The following is a 16,519-nucleotide window of genomic DNA, read 5'->3' on the forward strand; positions in this document are numbered from 1 at the left end:
TATTCATTATGCAACCTGCCTCCCTTGCACGACCTGCCCGGCCTGCGCCCTTGATTCCATCGGCGCCATCTGCACCCTTGATTCCATCGGCCCCACCTTTGCCCGACCCGCAGATACGTCAGGCAATTTCAGGAATTTCTTCCCGGCTCTTCGCCACCCGGCTAGGGCGTGCGAATCAACGGCCTTCCCCTGCCATTAATTTATCCGGTGCCAGGCAACTGGTTGCGGCTAACCGTATCAAGACGTTTTTGCGTAAAGCGGTAGCGGCTCAAGCCTATGGCCGGATGTTTGCGGAGGGGCGACTATTCAAGGATATCGGACTGTCGATGCCCTCACTTAAAAACGGGAGCGCGCGATTTTCTTTCAAGACGCTTGATCAACTCGATCGGATATCGGAAAAAAACCTCAATGCCATCAGGTCGTATGTTGGTCGTTTGAAGCCGGCAGAAGAGCAACTGCAAGAACTGATTTTGACGGGTGACTGGAGCTTCCGGCATCAATCGAACGCCGATCTGACGCATCCTGATGGCATAAAAATATTTTCCGGGGCCATGCTCGCCAGAAAGCAGATTCCCATCAATAGCCATACCACGCAGCGCGAGAAGGAATTGCTGGGCAATGATGACTTTGTTTTTTTTGGCGTGGAATTTTCAGGCGGCTATAAGCATCGTCTTCCTGCGCTGAACAAAAAGCATAGCGGTGTCGACTATGGAGCGCAGGCATTTTTTGTCAACGCTAAAAATAGTCAGTGCCGCCATGGTTACCTCACACTGACCAGTCATTTCAACAATTCGGTCCCCGCTCCTGAAAGGAATCAAAATACGGGGCGAGGAAGGATGTTCCCGGTTGCGGCAGGCGAAGTGCCACGTCAGCTTTCTACTGGCACCAATGATGTGGATGCTCCCATGTTTTCGGCGCGCGACATGAAGAAAGCCTTGACGCTTTATCTGATCGACTTTCTCAGGAAGACGCGCGATCCCGATGTCTGCTGGTGGGTGTCCGAGTACTTGTACGAAGCCGCGTGTGAACGTCCCATAGCGGGCGGTTATCTCGACAGTTTGATGAATTTTGCTTTTTCCCCGGAATTTCACATACCCAGAATGCTGAGCACCCGGAGTTACTATCAGCAGCTTTTGCGTCCCATGGAACTGATTGAAGTAGTCAAGGCCAGTAACTTCAGGGCATTGGACAAGATGCTTTCCTTTAAGCCACAGGCTTTGAGCGCAATGGCGTATGCCATCCACCACACCAAAAGCGCAGTAGCGCTGCATCTGCTTGAAAAATGGAGCTTTACTAAAGAAGATTTCGCCCCGACCAATCCGGTATGGGGCCGTTTGGCACCGGTCGGCAAGGGAGACTTCGCTGAACCCGGCCACCTTCTGAGCAAAGGCGACGCCAGCCTTGAAGTGCTGGAACAGCTTTTGCGCCGTCAACTGATCGACCCTAATGCGCGGTTTCGCTCGATTCAATGCACCATGCTGGATAACGCAGTGCGGTGCGAAAACACTGAGATGATCATGCTGTTGCTGGCGCATGGGGCCAGGCCTGATTTACTTTCCCCGGACAACCAGAGGAACTGGAAAACCATGGCGCATGGCGGGTCCGATTTTTAGAGGCATCTGAAGGGGTCTGTTGACATCTCACTAATGAAATGTCCGCAGACCTTTGCGATGTGCGGAAAAAATAGCTCCTGATTTACCTTGTTGTTCGATTCAATCACGATCTGGACCTTATTGCCCGTGCTTATTTGGCCCATGCTTATTCAGTCCATGCTTATTTAGTCCAGCTTATTTAGGCCATCCTTATTCAGACCACTAATGGGGCCGGAGTCGTTACAATCAGGGCTCTCTGAATCGATTGCCCCTCCATGGCCCGCCTTCCTCGTCTTGTCATTCCGCATCATCCTCACCATGTCATCCAGAAGGGACATGATGAGCAGGCTATTTTCCGCGACGAAGAAGACTTCCTCATGTTTCTCTCCCGCTTGCGCGAGGCGGCCAGGCAGTTCGATGTTGCCGTGCATGCGTACGTGCTGATGAGTACGCATTTGCATTTGCTGCTTACCCCGCATGATGAGCAGGGGTTGGCACGAATGATGCAATGGGTAGGACGTCAATACGTTCCCTATTTCAACCGTAAATACCAACGCAGTGGCAGTCTGTGGCAGGGACGTTATCGCGCCACGGTGCTGGAGGCCGATGCTTATTTGCTGCTGTGCAGTCGCTACATTGAACTCAATCCGGTGCGTTCCGGTGTAGTTGTCACGCCAGAACAGTACCCGTGGTCAAGTTATTTGCATCATGTTGGCGCACGCCCGGATGCATGGATGAGCGACCATGCTCTTTATTGGGAGTTGGGAAATACGCCCTTTGATCGTGAAGCGGCTTATCGCCAGTTAGTAGAGCAAGGCGTGACACAGAAAGAAACCGACATGCTGGGGCGCGCTATCTATACCGCCTGGGCCTTGGGGTCAGAGGTATTCAAGGACGGACTGGAGCGCGACAGCGAGCGCCGGGTGCGTCCCGGGAAACGCGGCAGACCGGCGTTATTGGAGCGGACTTGATGCTTGGCAAGTGCGGTGAGCGCATTGCCCTGTCTTTACTATGTCCCCATTAAAATAAAAATAAAAAGCAACAAATTTTTAATTGACTCCGGCCCTATTTAATATTTATTGAACTATTACTGCTGCTGCACTATTCTTGCGAATTCGTTCTTAAATGATGGAGCACGGTTATGCATGCGCAAGGCTTATACGACCCAGCTAATGAACACGACGCCTGCGGCGTTGGTTTTATCGCCCATATCAAAGGCAAGAAAAGCCACTCCATCGTTGAGCAAGGTTTATTGATACTGAAAAATCTCGACCATCGCGGCGCAGTCGGTGCCGACAAGCTGATGGGCGACGGCGCAGGCGTGCTGATTCAGATTCCAGACCAGTATTACCGCGAGGAAATGGCGAAAAAGGGCATTACCCTGCCGCCACCTGGTGAATACGGCGTCGGCATGGTGTTTCTGCCGAAAGAAAACGCTTCCCGCATCGCCTGCGAACAAGAAATAGAACGCTCCGTGCTGGCTGAAGGCCAGACTGTGGTCGGCTGGCGCGATGTGCCGGTAGACGTGGATATGCCGATGTCGCCCACCGTGCGCGACAAAGAGCCGGTCATCCGTCAGATTTTTATCGGCCGCGGCCCGGACATCATGGTCACCGATGCGCTGGAACGCAAACTCTATGTCATCCGCAAATCCTCAGGTCACGCGATTCAGGCGCTCAATCTGCTGCACGGCAAGGAATTTTTCGTGCCGTCGATGTCGGCGCGCACCGTGGTCTACAAAGGCCTGCTGCTGGCAGATCAGGTCGGCGTGTACTACAAAGACTTGCAAGATCCGCGCTGCGTTTCCGCGCTGGCGCTGGTGCATCAGCGTTTTTCCACCAATACCTTCCCGGAGTGGCCGCTGGCCCACCCGTACCGCCTGATCGCGCACAACGGCGAAATCAACACCGTCAAGGGCAACTTCAACTGGATGCGCGCGCGCGAAGGCGTGATGCAATCGGCCGTGCTGGGCGACGACCTGAAAAAATTGTTCCCGCTCATCTATGAAGGCCAGTCCGACACCGCATGTTTTGACAATGCGCTGGAATTGCTGATCATGGCCGGCTACCCACTGCCGCAAGCGATGATGATGATGATCCCGGAAGCCTGGGAAAATCACACGCTGATGGATGAAAACCGCCGCGCTTTTTACGAATACCACGCCGCCATGATGGAGCCGTGGGACGGCCCTGCCGCCATGGCATTTACCGACGGTCGCCACATCGGCGGCACGCTGGACCGCAACGGTCTGCGGCCAGCACGCTACATCGTCACCGACGACGATCTGGTGGTGATGGCATCCGAATCCGGCGTCTTGCCGATTCCCGAATCCAAGATCATCCAGAAATGGCGTCTGCAACCGGGCAAGATGTTCCTCATCGACCTCGATGCCGGCCGCATCATCGACGACAAGGAACTCAAGGACACCTACGCCAACGCCAAACCCTACAAGCAATGGATTTCCTCGGTGCGGGTCAAGCTCGATGAGCTGGAAGCCGAAGCGCCGGAATCCGGTTCCACCTTGCCGCTACTGGATCGCCAGCAAGTCTTCGGCTATACCCAGGAAGATATCAAGTTCCTGATGTCGCCGATGGCCGCTACCGGCGAAGAAGCCATCGGCTCCATGGGCAACGATTCGCCGCTGGCCGTCATGTCCAACAAGGACAAGACGCTCTACAACTACTTCAAGCAATTGTTCGCTCAGGTGACCAACCCGCCGATCGACCCTATCCGCGAAGCGATGGTGATGTCGCTGGTGTCGTTCATCGGCCCCAAGCCTAATCTGCTCGACACCAACAACATCAATCCGCCCATGCGGCTTGAAGTCGCACAGCCGATTCTGGATTACGCCGACATCGCAAAACTGCGCAACATCAGCAAGCACACCGGTGGCAAATTCAAATCACATGAATTGAACATCTGCTATCCGGTCGCGTGGGGCAAGGAAGGGATTGAAGCCCGTCTGGCTTCGCTGTGCGCCAAGGCGGTCGATGCCGTCAAGTCCGGTCACAACATTCTGATTATCTCGGACCGCAAGGTCGATGCGGAGCAGATAGCCATTCCGGCCTTGCTCGCAACGTCCGCCATTCACCAGCATCTGGTCACCAAGGGTCTGCGTACCTCGACCGGTCTGGTGGTGGAAACCGGTTCCGCACGCGAGACGCATCACTTCGCGCTGCTCGCCGGTTATGGCGCAGAAGCCATTCATCCTTATCTGGCAATGGACACGCTGGCGGCCATGGCCAAAGGATTGCCCGGTGAGTTGTCGCCTGAAAAAGCGATCTACAATTTCCAGAAAGCCGTCGGCAAGGGTCTGATGAAGGTCATGTCCAAGATGGGCATTTCCACCTACATGTCATATTGCGGCGCGCAGATTTTTGAAGCGATCGGGCTCAACAAGTCGCTGGTCGATCAATACTTCAAAGGCACGGCTTCGAACGTAGAAGGCATTGGTGTGTTTGAAGTCGCGGAAGAAGCGCTGCGCTTGCATCGCGCCGCGTTCAGCGACGATCCGGTCCTGCTCGATGCGCTCGATGCCGGCGGCGAATACGCCTATCGTGTGCGGGGCGAAGACCATATGTGGACGCCGGATGCGATTGCCAAACTCCAGCATTCGACCCGCGCCAACAATTTCAACACTTACAAAGAATACGCGCAGCTGATCAACGATCAGTCCAAGCGCCACATGACTTTGCGCGGTTTGTTTGAATTCAAGATTGACCCGTCGAAAGCCATTCCGCTCGATGAAGTGGAAGCTGCCAAGGAAATCGTCAAGCGCTTCGCTACCGGCGCCATGTCGCTCGGTTCGATCTCGACCGAAGCCCATGCCACGCTGGCCGTGGCGATGAACCGCATCGGCGGCAAATCGAATACCGGCGAAGGCGGCGAGGACGTGAATCGCTATCGTCAGGAACTGAAGGGCATTCCGATCAAGCAGGGCGAAACGCTGGCCTCGGTGCTTGGCGCGGCGCAGGTGCTGGTCGATACGCCGCTGCTGGCCGGCGATTCGCTGCGTTCGCGCATCAAGCAGGTCGCATCGGGTCGTTTCGGCGTCTCAGCGGAATACCTGGTGTCGGCCGATCAGATTCAGATCAAGATGGCGCAAGGTGCAAAACCGGGCGAGGGTGGACAACTGCCCGGCCATAAGGTGACCGATTACATCGCGACTTTGCGCGTGTCGGTCCCCGGCGTCGGCCTGATTTCGCCACCGCCGCACCACGATATTTATTCCATCGAAGATTTGGCGCAGCTGATTCATGATCTGAAAAACGTCAATCCGCGCGCTTCGATCTCGGTCAAGCTGGTGTCTGAAGTGGGCGTCGGCACCATTGCGGCCGGAGTAGCCAAGGCCAAGTCCGATCACGTCGTTATCGCCGGCCACGACGGCGGTACGGGCGCTTCGCCGCTGTCGTCGGTCAAGCATTGCGGTACGCCTTGGGAACTGGGCCTGGCGGAAACGCAGCAAACGCTGGTGATCAACGGTTTGCGTAACCGCATCCGGGTGCAGGCGGACGGCCAAATGAAAACCGGCCGCGACGTCGTCATTGGCGCGCTGCTCGGTGCCGATGAGTTCGGTTTCGCCACCGCGCCACTGGTCGTTGAAGGCTGCATCATGATGCGCAAATGCCATCTGAATACTTGCCCGGTCGGCGTTGCCACGCAAGACCCGGTACTGCGCGCCAAGTTCTCCGGCAAGCCTGAGCATGTGGTCAACTTCTTCTTCTTTATCGCCGAGGAAGCGCGCCAGATCATGGCGCAACTGGGCATTCGTACTTTTAACGAACTGATCGGCCGCGTCGATTTGCTGGATAAGGCCAAGGCCATTTCGCACTGGAAAGCGCGTGGTCTCGATTTCAGCAAGATTTTCTATCAGCCTGAATCCAATGGCCGACCTTCTTTCCACACCGAAGAGCAAGATCACGGACTGGAAAAAGCGCTCGACCACAAGCTGATCGCGCAAGCCCGTCTGGCGCTCGATAGTGGCGAAAAAGTGTCCTTCATTTCCACGATTCGCAATGTCAATCGCACCGTGGGTGCGATGTTGTCGGGCGAAGTGGCCAAGCGCTACGGCGACGCTGGTTTGCCTGACGACACCATCCATATCCAGTTGCAGGGAACTGCGGGCCAGTCTGCTGCCGCCTTCCTGGCGCGCGGTATTACGCTCGATCTGGTGGGTGAGGGTAACGACTACGTCGGCAAGGGTTTATCCGGCGGTCGCATTATTGTTCGTCCCAACACCGAATTCCGTGGCCGCGCAGTGGAAAACATCATTGCGGGTAACACCGTGCTGTATGGCGCGACTTCCGGTGAGGCTTTCATTAACGGCGTCACCGGCGAGCGTTTCGCGGTTCGCAATTCCGGCGCGACGGCAGTGGTGGAAGGTACCGGCGATCATGGTTGCGAATACATGACCGGCGGTACGGTGGTGGTGCTGGGTGCGACGGGTCGCAATTTTGCTGCCGGTATGTCGGGCGGTATTGCGTATGTCTACGATGAGACCGGTGATTTTGCCAGCCGCTGCAATACGGCGATGGTCACGCTGGAAAAAGTCCATGGCGACACCGGCGAAGACCGCACGCTCTGGCATAGCCTGTTGCGTGGCGGCGAAGGTGCCAACGACGAACAGATTCTGCGTGGCTTGCTGGAACGGCATATCAAATATACCGGCAGCACACGCGCCCGTTATCTGCTGGATCACTGGGAAGTATCGCGGGCCAGGTTCGTCAAGGTATTCCCTACCGAATACCGGCGCGCGCTCGGGGAAATGCATGCCGCCAAGATCATTGCCAAGCAAGCAGCAACCGTCTAAGGAGCCTCTGATTAAGCTACTGCGCGACGCTTACTCAGAGGCTCCCTAAGCCAAGTTCAGACCAATCAATTGCCAGCGCGGCGCCTGCCTTTTGCAGCGCCCGCCAGCCATAAAAAGAGTGAGTGAAAAATGGGTAAAGTGACTGGTTTCATGGAATACCACCGTCTGAAAGAGGCCAGCGAAGAGCCGCAGACACGCGTCAAGCATTACAAGGAATTCATGCTGCACCTGAGCGATACCGACGCCAAGGTGCAGGGTGCGCGCTGTATGGATTGCGGCATCCCGTTTTGCAATAACGGCTGCCCGGTCAACAACATCATTCCCGACTGGAATGACATGGTGTATCGCGGTGCCTATCAGGAAGCATTGACGACCCTGCATTCCACTAATAATTTTCCCGAATTCACCGGCCGCATTTGTCCTGCGCCTTGCGAATCTGCTTGCACGCTGGGTATCAACAGCGACGCCGTCGGAATCAAGTCGATTGAGCATTTTATTATCGACAAAGGCTGGGAAAACGGTTGGGTCAAGCCGCAACCGGCACATCACAAGACGGGTAAAAAAGTGGCAGTCGTTGGTTCCGGCCCTGCCGGTCTGGCAACGGCGCAGCAACTGGCGCGCGCCGGTCACGATGTCACCGTCTTCGAGAAAAATGATCGCGTCGGCGGGTTGCTGCGCTATGGCATTCCCGATTTCAAGATGGAAAAATCGCATATCGATCGCCGTGTGGAACAGATGCAAGCCGAAGGCGTGGTCTTCCGCACCGGTGTGCTGATCGGGAAAGATTTTCCTGCCGGTATCACCAACTGGTCGAGCGAAACCATTTCGCCCGATCAATTGAAGCAAGATTTTGACGCGGTGATTATCGCCGGCGGTGCCGAGCAGCCACGCGATTTGCCCGTGCCGGGTCGTGAGTTGAAGGGCGTGCATTTTGCGATGGACTTCCTGCCGCTGCAAAACAAGGTCAATGCCGGCGACAAGCTGAAAAATCAATTGCTGGCCAGTGGCAAGCATGTTGTGGTCATTGGTGGTGGCGATACCGGTTCGGATTGCGTTGGTACCTCGAACCGTCACGGTGCTGCTTCGGTTGCGCAGTTTGAAGTGATGCCGCAGCCGCCGGAAACCGAAAACAAACCGATGGTCTGGCCTTACTGGCCGATCAAGCTGCGTACTTCTTCGTCGCATGACGAAGGATGCGATCGCGATTGGGCCGTTGCCACCAAGCGTTTGGAAGGCAAGAACGGCAAAGTGGAAAAGCTGATTGGGGCGCGGGTCGAATGGAAAGACGGCAAGATGCAGGAAGTGCCTGATTCCGAATTCGAAATGAAGGCCGATCTGGTGTTGCTGGCAATGGGCTTTGTTTCGCCGGTGCAGCAGGTGCTGGACGCCTTCGGCGTGGACAAGGATGCGCGCGGCAACGTCAAAGCGACTACCGATGGCGAAGGCTGCTACAAGACCTCGGTCGACAAGGTGTTTGTCGCCGGCGATATGCGGCGTGGTCAATCACTGGTGGTGTGGGCGATTCGCGAAGGTCGTCAATGCGCACGCTCGGTCGATGAGTTCCTGATGGGGTCGTCGATGCTGCCAAGGTAGAATACCTGGCATCTACTACGATGCCAGGCTCATTCCTTATGTTGCATTCTCCCGCCCGTGTTGTTCCTGCAGTTGTTTCCGCCGCTAATCTTGGCGTTGCGCCCGTCTCTTATCGCATCAGTTCCAGCGATCTGGGAGGGCATCTTTTCACCGTCGCCCTGACGGTGGTGTCGCCGGATCCCGATGGGCAAAGTTTTGCTTTGCCCGCCTGGATTCCCGGTAGTTACATGATTCGCGAATTTGCCCGCCATATCGTGCGCCTGCGCGCCGAATCGGGTGGCAAAAAAATCTCCTTCAAAAAAACCGACAAGCACACCTGGCAAGCTGCGCCTTGTGCCGGGCCGCTGACCGTCCATTACGAAGTCTATGCCTGGGATTTGTCGGTACGTGCCGCGCATCTTGACCGTAGCCACGGATTCTTTAATAGCAGCAGCGTTTTCTTGCGCGTCCTCGGGCAAGAGCAGCAGTTGCATGAAGTCGATATCGTGCGCCCTGGCGATGCGGCCTGCGCAGGCTGGCGCGTGGCGACGGCACTGCCTGAACGCAATGCCAAGCGCTATGGTTTCGGTACATACGCTGCATCCGGTTACGACGAGTTGATCGATCATCCGGTGGAAATGGGCGAGTTCGTACTGAGCACCTTCACTGCCCACGGCGTACCGCACGATATCGTGATCAGCGGTCGGACGCCGAATCTGGATCTGCCGCGTCTGGCGCAGGATCTGAAAAAAATCTGCGAAGCGCAAATCGCTTTTTTCGAGCCGCGCAGCAAGCGGGCGCCGATGCAGCGTTATGTCTTCATGACGTTCGTTGTCGGGAATGGTTATGGCGGGCTGGAGCATCGGGCCTCGACCGCGCTGATCTGTGCGCGCAGCGATTTGCCGGTGATCGGCAAAGCGGAGATGACGGACGGCTATCGCACCTATCTGGGGCTATGCAGCCACGAATATTTCCATACGTGGAACGTCAAACGGATCAAGCCGGCCGCCTTTGCGCCTTACGATTTGCAGAATGAAAATTACACTTCGCTGCTGTGGTTATTCGAAGGCTTCACCAGTTATTACGATGATTTGTTCCTGTTGCGTAGTGGTGTGATTGATATCAGCGCCTATCTGAGCTTGCTGGGGAAAACCGTGAATGGCGTGTTGCGCGGCAGTGGTCGCAAAAAGCAGAGTGTGGCGGAATCCAGCTTTGATACCTGGGGCAAATACTACCGCCAAGATGAGAATGCACCGAACGCCATCGTCAGTTATTACACCAAGGGTTCGTTGATTGCGCTGGCGCTGGATCTGACTTTGCGCGCTGAAACCGGCGGTCGTAGCTCGCTCGACAGCGTGATGCAGGTGCTGTGGCAGCGCTACGGACGGGAGTTTTATTCTCCGGCGGGTGGGCGCGGCCTCGGTGAAAATGAGATTGAGGCTTTGATCGAGGAAGTCAGCGGATGCCGGATGAAGCGCTTTTTCGACCGTTATGTGCGTGGCACTGAGGACTTGCCGCTGGACAGCTTGCTGGCGCAGGTGGGGATTGCGTATTCCGACACGAGAAAAATAGCGGTTCCGGGATTGGGTGTGCGTCTGAGCAACGATCATGGCGAGAGCCGGGTGGCCAGCGTGTATGAGGGCGGAGCCGGGCATAGAGCGGGTCTGTCAGCAGATGACAGGCTGGTGGCGCTGGATGGCCTGCGCATTCCTGGCAGCGGTCCTGATGGCTTGCTGGAGCGTTATCGGCCCGGCGATAGTGTGACGCTGCATGTGTTCCGGCGCGATGAGTTGCTGGAACTGCGCGTCAGGTTGCGTGCCGATGATGCTCCGCAAGTGAAACTGAGCCTCGCGGAAAAACCGCCTGCCGCTGCCAATATTTTTCTCCGCTGAATTTCAGCGTTCCAATGAAAAACGACCCGCCTGAATGAACAGGCGGGTCGTCGGATGCTGCACTACAGCGCCGCTAGGGGCGGCTGTGGTTTGCTTATTTACTTCTTTTCTGCGACGACAGGTGCGGCGCCAGGAACAACGGCTTCGACCTTGCCAGCAGGAACCGACGCAATAGCGATAGTCTGGTTTTCACCGTGGATGATCGCAGTCACGCCTGCTGGCAATGTGATGCTAGGCAAGTGGATCGAGTGACCAACTTCCAGCGCTGCCAGATCGACAGTGATGAATTCTGGCAAGTCTTTCGGCAGGCAGGAGATTTCCAGTTCTGTCACCACGTGGCTGATGATACCGGCCGACAGCTTGACTGCAGGCGATATTTCAGCATTGATGAAATGCAAAGGCACCTTGACGTGGATCTTTTGCGAAGCATCGACGCGTTGGAAGTCGATATGCAACACCAGTTGCTTGAATGCGTGGACTTGGAAGTCGCGCAGCAAGACTTGTTCTGATTTGCCTTCGATTTCGAGGTCGAGGATAGAAGAGTGGAATGTCTCTTTTTTCAGCGCGTGGTACAGCGCGTTATGATCGAGAGCGATGCTGACAGGGGCGCTAGTGCCACCGTAAACGATTCCTGGGGTTTGACCGGCGATGCGCAGGCGGCGGCTCGCTCCGGTCCCCTGTGCAGTGCGTGTAAATGCGATAACTTTCATGTGTGACTCCAAAAATAACTGTGAGCTTTGACACTCACGTGAACATCTCCCGCGACCAGGAGATGGAAAATCCTTTTCGCGTAAGCGAAGAGGGGGTACGAATAAGGGATGGCTTCATCAGAGCTTCGTTATGAGCCTCTGGGGCAGTTGCGAGGTGCTTTTTTTGTTCGCAGTATGCGTGCCGTTGCGTAGTGCGTGTTGTTGCTTGCCGGGTGAAGCTTATTCGGCAAACATCGACATGACCGAATCGCCCCTGCTGATCCGTTTAAAGGTTTCTGCCAGCAAGTCCGCGCACGACAACTGGCGGATTTTGTTGCAGGCTTTCGCCGCGTCGGACAGCGGTATCGTATCGGTCACGACCAGTTCGTCCAGCGGTGAGTCGATGATGCGCTGGATGGCCGGACCGGACAATACCGGATGCGTACAGTAGGCGACGACTTTTTTCGCGCCTCTATCCTTCAGTGCTTCAGCGGCCTTGGTCAGTGTGCCGGCGGTATCGACCATGTCATCCATGATCACGCAATTGCGGCCTTCAACTTCACCAATGATGTTCATGACTTCAGAGACATTGGCTTTGGGCCGGCGCTTGTCGATGATTGCCAGATCGCAATCAAGGCGTTTGGCCAGCGCCCGGGCGCGCACTACGCCGCCCACATCGGGCGATACGACCAGCAGGTCGTCGTAATTTTTGCTGACCAGATCGCCCAGCAAAATCGGGGAAGCATAAATATTATCGACCGGGATATTGAAGAAGCCTTGAATCTGGTCGGCATGCAAATCCATGATCAGCACGCGTTCGACGCCAGCGTCTTGCAGCATATTGGCCACAACCCGGGCTGAAATCGCCACGCGAGCAGAGCGAGGACGCCGATCCTGGCGGGCATAACCGTAGTAGGGAATTGCCGCAGTGATGCGGCCGGCTGATGCGCGCTTGAGAGCGTCGACCATCAGCATGATTTCCATCAGATTGTCGTTGGTCGGGGCGCAGGTCGATTGCAAAACGAAAACATCTTTACCACGGACGTTTTCATTGATTTCGACCATGACTTCGCCGTCCGAGAATTTCGATACTTTGGCTTTGCCGAGCGGGATACCGAGTTTTTTAGCTACGCTGATCGCCAACTCCGGATAGGCGTTGCCTGTAAAAACCATCAGGTTCTCGTATGCCATATCGGGTATCCCTATCCCTGAGTGCAACCAGTATAAAATCGAAAGCCGACAATGCCTGACTTGTTAGTCATGCATTGACGGCTAGGTTTCTTCTTTTTTGACATGCCGGGACTTCACTTTACTGCCCCAATTTAATGGCAGGGGAACAAGGACTCGAACCTTGGATGCTGGAATCAAAATCCAGTGCCTTAACCAACTTGGCGATTCCCCTACGCAACTTGCTGTTTGCCGTTATGGATGACTGTATCGGCGTGAGCCGCTTATGTTGCACGTTTTGCACGTGTAGCATGTACGAGTCATCAAATTCAACGTCAAACGAATTTGATTACGATCTTAAGTCAGTGCTGATCAGTGCAGATGCGTGATACTTATGTTTCCTGCTAATGCAGATTACATATCAACATCGTTACCGGCATCGATTGGATCAAACGGATGCTTTTGCAGGGACCTGGCTTTCCACGCTTTCCAGCGCGAGGGTACCTGCTTCAGTATTTCCGTAGCCTGCGATTCTTGCTCAAAAGAACAAAATATGCAAGAACCCGATCCCGTCATTCTGGCATTCCCGAAAAGCTTAAGCCATTCAATGACTTCCGCGATGGCCGGGAAATGCCTGACAGCCACTTCTTCCAGATCGTTCTTTCCAAAACTTTTTAATGCCCTGGAAAAGTCCGCTATTCTGACGGGTTTCGTATCCCGTGTCAATTCCGGTGATGAAAATATTACTTGAGTTGGTACGGCCACCCCAGGTTCTATCACTACGAACCAGCAATCCGGTGTTTCCAGCACCTGCAATTGCTCTCCGATGCCTTCAGCAAAGGCATTGCCGCCGCAAAGAAAAAACGGCACATCTGCCCCTAGCGGCAAACCCAGCTTCAGTAAATCAGCGCGGGAATAGCCAAGTTGCCATAGCCGGTTGAGCGCCATGAGCGTGGTCGCTGCGTCCGACGAGCCGCCGCCCAGCCCGCCACCCATAGGCAAGCGCTTTTCAATTGTGATATCTGCCCCTAGCTCAGGCTTCCCTGCTGCCTGCCGCAGCAATTTGGCAGCACGCACGATCAAATCCTGCTCCTGAGGCACTCCAGGCAAGTCGGTAATGCGGCGGATTACGCCATCGTTACGACTGGAAAAATGTAGCGTATCACCGTAGTCCACCAGCTGAAATACGCTTTGCAGCAGATGATATCCATCCGCACGCCGACCCGTCACATGCAAAAACAGGTTCAGTTTGGCCGGCGCCGGGCAATTATTGAGGGTGGCGGGGATGTACGACATTTACGGCGTCTGTGCGCTGTCGAGCACGAGACGGATCGTGACTTCGCCTGCTTGTTGCGTGGTACGGGTCAGATCAATCCGACGCGGATAATTCGGCTCTCCCGGGGTCTCCGGGTTCTGCCAGGCACCGTACACGATGTGCCAGCCATCGGCGGTGGTGACTGCGCTACTCTCGGCGGCGGCAGGCACGCTGAAAGACTGGCCACGCTGATCGGTGCCCGTGCCTTGTAGCCACCGGCCCAGGCCGGCGATAGGCAAAGGCCAGCCCAGTGTCTGCTCCATCAGGCTGTCGGCATCTGCTGCGTAGCGCGGCGCTTTTCCGCTTTGTGTCAGGGTCGCCTGATCCGGCGTGATATCGATAGCGGCCACCGTTTGCCCCAACGGGGAAAGCATGGTCAGTGAGGTGTGCTGCGGCGTTTGATTCCAAAGGAAGCCGCCATAGACGGCTTGCTCTGCATTGTTGTGCTGATAGCGCAAAGACAGCCGGCCACTAAATCGGATGCTTGGCTGGTAAGTACGCACAATGCTGGCGCTACCCGCTGACGGTGCGGGTGGCGTAGGCAGGGCCGCGCAACCTGCGACCAGCAATGCCAGCGTCAATGCCGCCAGCAGCCCTGATCTCTGGAGACTCGGTGTGATGTAAGTCTGATGAACGGTCACAGCTGGATTTTCAGGCGAGTCAGGGTGCTGTTGAGTGCCTCGTTGCCAGGCTCTTTTTTGTGCGCTTCGCGCCATATGGCCAGGGCTTCTTCCTTGTTACCGGCGGTCCACAATACTTCCCCGAGGTGAGCGGCGACGTCAGGATCGCGTTGTGCCTGATAGGCGCGGCGCAGATTGTCTTCGGCTTCTTTCAGATTACCCATCCGGAATTGCACCCAACCGAGCGAATCGTTGATGAAGGCGTCGTCCGGGGCCAGTTTGTGGGCGATGTTGATCAGTTTCAGGGCTTCCGGCAGGCGTTCGTTGCGGTCTGCCAGCGAATAGCCGAGGGCGTTGTAGGCGTGCTTGTTGGCGGGCGCTACTGCCATGGTGGTGCGCAGCGCTGCTTCCATTGCCGTCATGTCGCCCAGTTTTTCCTGCACCATGGCGTAGTCGTACAGCAACTCAGGATTATTCGGGAAGTGTTTCAGGCTTTCCTGTAGCAATGCCGCGGCTTCCGGGGCGCGCTGATTGTCGCGCAGGATTTGCGCTTCGCTTTCAATGAGCAGCACTTTGTCGTGATCGTTATCGCTTTCGCTCTGCGCTTGTTGCAGCACTTTACGGGCCCCTTCGATGTCTTTCTGGCTTACCAGTAACAGGGCGCGACGCATCTGGACTTCACCGTAAGCTTCGCCGGGTTCCACTTTTTCCAGCCATTTGAGCGCCTGCGGCACATCTTTGCGCTGTTCTGCAATTTGCGACAGGAGCAGCAGCGCCGGGGTGGGATCGCGTTCTGTTTCGGGATGGGCTTCGATCATGTCCAGAAAGCGTTTCAGGTAAGTCTCGGACTCGTTCAGTTTATTGTTTTGGGCGCTCAAGACGCCGAGCGAAAACAAGGTTTGCGGATCATCCGGATTATTTTTCAGAATGATCTGAAACTGGGTATCGGCCTGTTCATATTGCTTCTGTTCCACCAGACTGCGGGCATAGGCGACCCGTACTTCGTCTGCCTTCGGGTATTGCTTCAGGTAGTCCGAGATCAGCTGCATGGACTGCGCAGGATCGGGCGTGACCTGCGCCAAGGTCAGGATGGCCAGTTCCGAAGCGGGCTTGATGCGTTGCGCCGCGAGTGTTTCCTGCTTTGCGCGCGCCAGATCGCCGTTGGCAAAGGCAGCTTGCGCCAATCCCAGATGGCTTTCGAAGATAGGCGCGTACGGTGTCAGTACCCTTTCGATCATGGCAAATGCCGCTGCTTTGTTCTTGGCGCGCATCATCACTGCCTGCATTTGCAACATCATGATGGGTCGTACCTGAGGCGACGCATCCTTTAGTTGCTGAACCAGGATGGGTTCCATGTCAGCCAGATTGTCGTTGAGCATGATCAGGCCGAGGTAGTTCTGCTGCGCCTCGCTGGAATGCGGTGCCAGCTGCGTCCACAGATGCACGGCTGCCAGCGCTTCGCGCGGGCTTCTGACGGCGATCGCCATTTCGGCAGCACGTCTGGCCAGACGCGGATCGCGGGTTTGCTTGGCAGTGGACATCAGCGTCGCAAAGGCGGCTTGCCACTGGCCGCGCTGGAAGGCGATTTCGGATGTCATGATCTTGAACAGAATGTCTTCGTTCAGATCAACATTCGGCAGAGGATCTTCCTGCAGTTGTGAGGCTTTCGCTTTATTTTTTAAGGTGCGCGCGCTGCTCTGCTTGGCTTGATCCGACATTTTCTTTTTATCGGCAGCCTGTGTGCTGGCCTGCTCACTGGGGGACTGCATGCCAGCGCATGCCGACAGCAAGGAGCTAAGCAGGACGATTGCGAGCGTTTTTTTCAAGGGAACATCCTGAAGTTTCGAGAGTAAGCGATGATTT

At 55.8% G+C, this 16,519-nt stretch carries 10 protein-coding genes and 1 tRNA gene; 5 read left to right on the top strand and 6 right to left on the bottom strand.

The genetic code is table 11. The features are described from left to right. Positions 1–8 precede the first annotated feature (8 nt). From RGU70_RS05850 to RGU70_RS05870, 5 genes are all read left to right on the top strand, one after another. The gene (locus RGU70_RS05850) at positions 9–1,613 is read left to right on the top strand and encodes a T3SS effector OspC family protein (RefSeq protein ID WP_322208457.1); all 1,605 of its coding nucleotides are present in this window, start codon (positions 9–11) and stop codon (positions 1,611–1,613) included. A 254-nt stretch (positions 1,614–1,867) separates the two neighbouring features. Continuing rightward, positions 1,868–2,563, top strand: coding sequence for a transposase (locus RGU70_RS05855; protein ID WP_322208458.1), 696 nt, complete (start codon positions 1,868–1,870; stop codon positions 2,561–2,563). 170 nt (positions 2,564–2,733) lie between these two features. Then, positions 2,734–7,401 (top strand): glutamate synthase-related protein, encoded by a 4,668-nt coding sequence (locus RGU70_RS05860; RefSeq protein WP_322208459.1) that lies wholly within the window; start codon positions 2,734–2,736, stop codon positions 7,399–7,401. A gap of 129 nt (positions 7,402–7,530) precedes the next feature. Then, the gene (locus RGU70_RS05865) at positions 7,531–8,994 is read left to right on the top strand and encodes a glutamate synthase subunit beta (RefSeq protein ID WP_322208460.1); all 1,464 of its coding nucleotides are present in this window, start codon (positions 7,531–7,533) and stop codon (positions 8,992–8,994) included. A gap of 38 nt (positions 8,995–9,032) precedes the next feature. After that, positions 9,033–10,865, top strand: a complete 1,833-nt coding sequence (locus RGU70_RS05870; protein ID WP_322208461.1) for a M61 family metallopeptidase — start codon at positions 9,033–9,035, stop codon at positions 10,863–10,865. Positions 10,866–10,963: 98 nt separating this feature from the next. Here the strand turns inward: RGU70_RS05870 and RGU70_RS05875 are convergent, their stop codons facing one another. The 6 genes from RGU70_RS05875 to RGU70_RS05900 form a co-directional block, all read right to left on the bottom strand. After that, the gene (locus RGU70_RS05875) at positions 10,964–11,575 is read right to left on the bottom strand and encodes a 50S ribosomal protein L25/general stress protein Ctc (protein WP_322208462.1); all 612 of its coding nucleotides are present in this window, start codon (positions 11,573–11,575) and stop codon (positions 10,964–10,966) included. Between the two features lie 219 nt (positions 11,576–11,794). After that, complete coding sequence (locus RGU70_RS05880; RefSeq protein ID WP_322208463.1) at positions 11,795–12,745, bottom strand: ribose-phosphate pyrophosphokinase; 951 nt, start codon at positions 12,743–12,745, stop codon at positions 11,795–11,797. A gap of 135 nt (positions 12,746–12,880) precedes the next feature. Continuing rightward, positions 12,881–12,956: transfer RNA gene (locus RGU70_RS05885), tRNA-Gln, on the bottom strand. 179 nt (positions 12,957–13,135) lie between these two features. Next, positions 13,136–14,017, bottom strand: coding sequence for a 4-(cytidine 5'-diphospho)-2-C-methyl-D-erythritol kinase (ispE, locus tag RGU70_RS05890; protein WP_416186483.1), 882 nt, complete (start codon positions 14,015–14,017; stop codon positions 13,136–13,138). Continuing rightward, the gene (lolB, locus tag RGU70_RS05895) at positions 14,018–14,677 is read right to left on the bottom strand and encodes a lipoprotein insertase outer membrane protein LolB (protein WP_322208464.1); all 660 of its coding nucleotides are present in this window, start codon (positions 14,675–14,677) and stop codon (positions 14,018–14,020) included. Then, positions 14,674–16,482 carry a tetratricopeptide repeat protein gene (locus RGU70_RS05900; RefSeq protein WP_322208465.1) on the bottom strand — a complete coding sequence of 603 codons (1,809 nt, stop codon included), beginning with the start codon at positions 16,480–16,482 and terminating at the stop codon, positions 14,674–14,676. Before RGU70_RS05900 ends, lolB begins: the two co-directional genes overlap by 4 nt. Between the last annotated feature and the right edge of the window lie 37 nt (positions 16,483–16,519).

The sequence above is a fragment of the Herbaspirillum sp. RTI4 genome (assembly GCF_034313965.1).
In the GTDB taxonomy this organism is placed as follows: domain Bacteria; phylum Pseudomonadota; class Gammaproteobacteria; order Burkholderiales; family Burkholderiaceae_D; genus Herbaspirillum.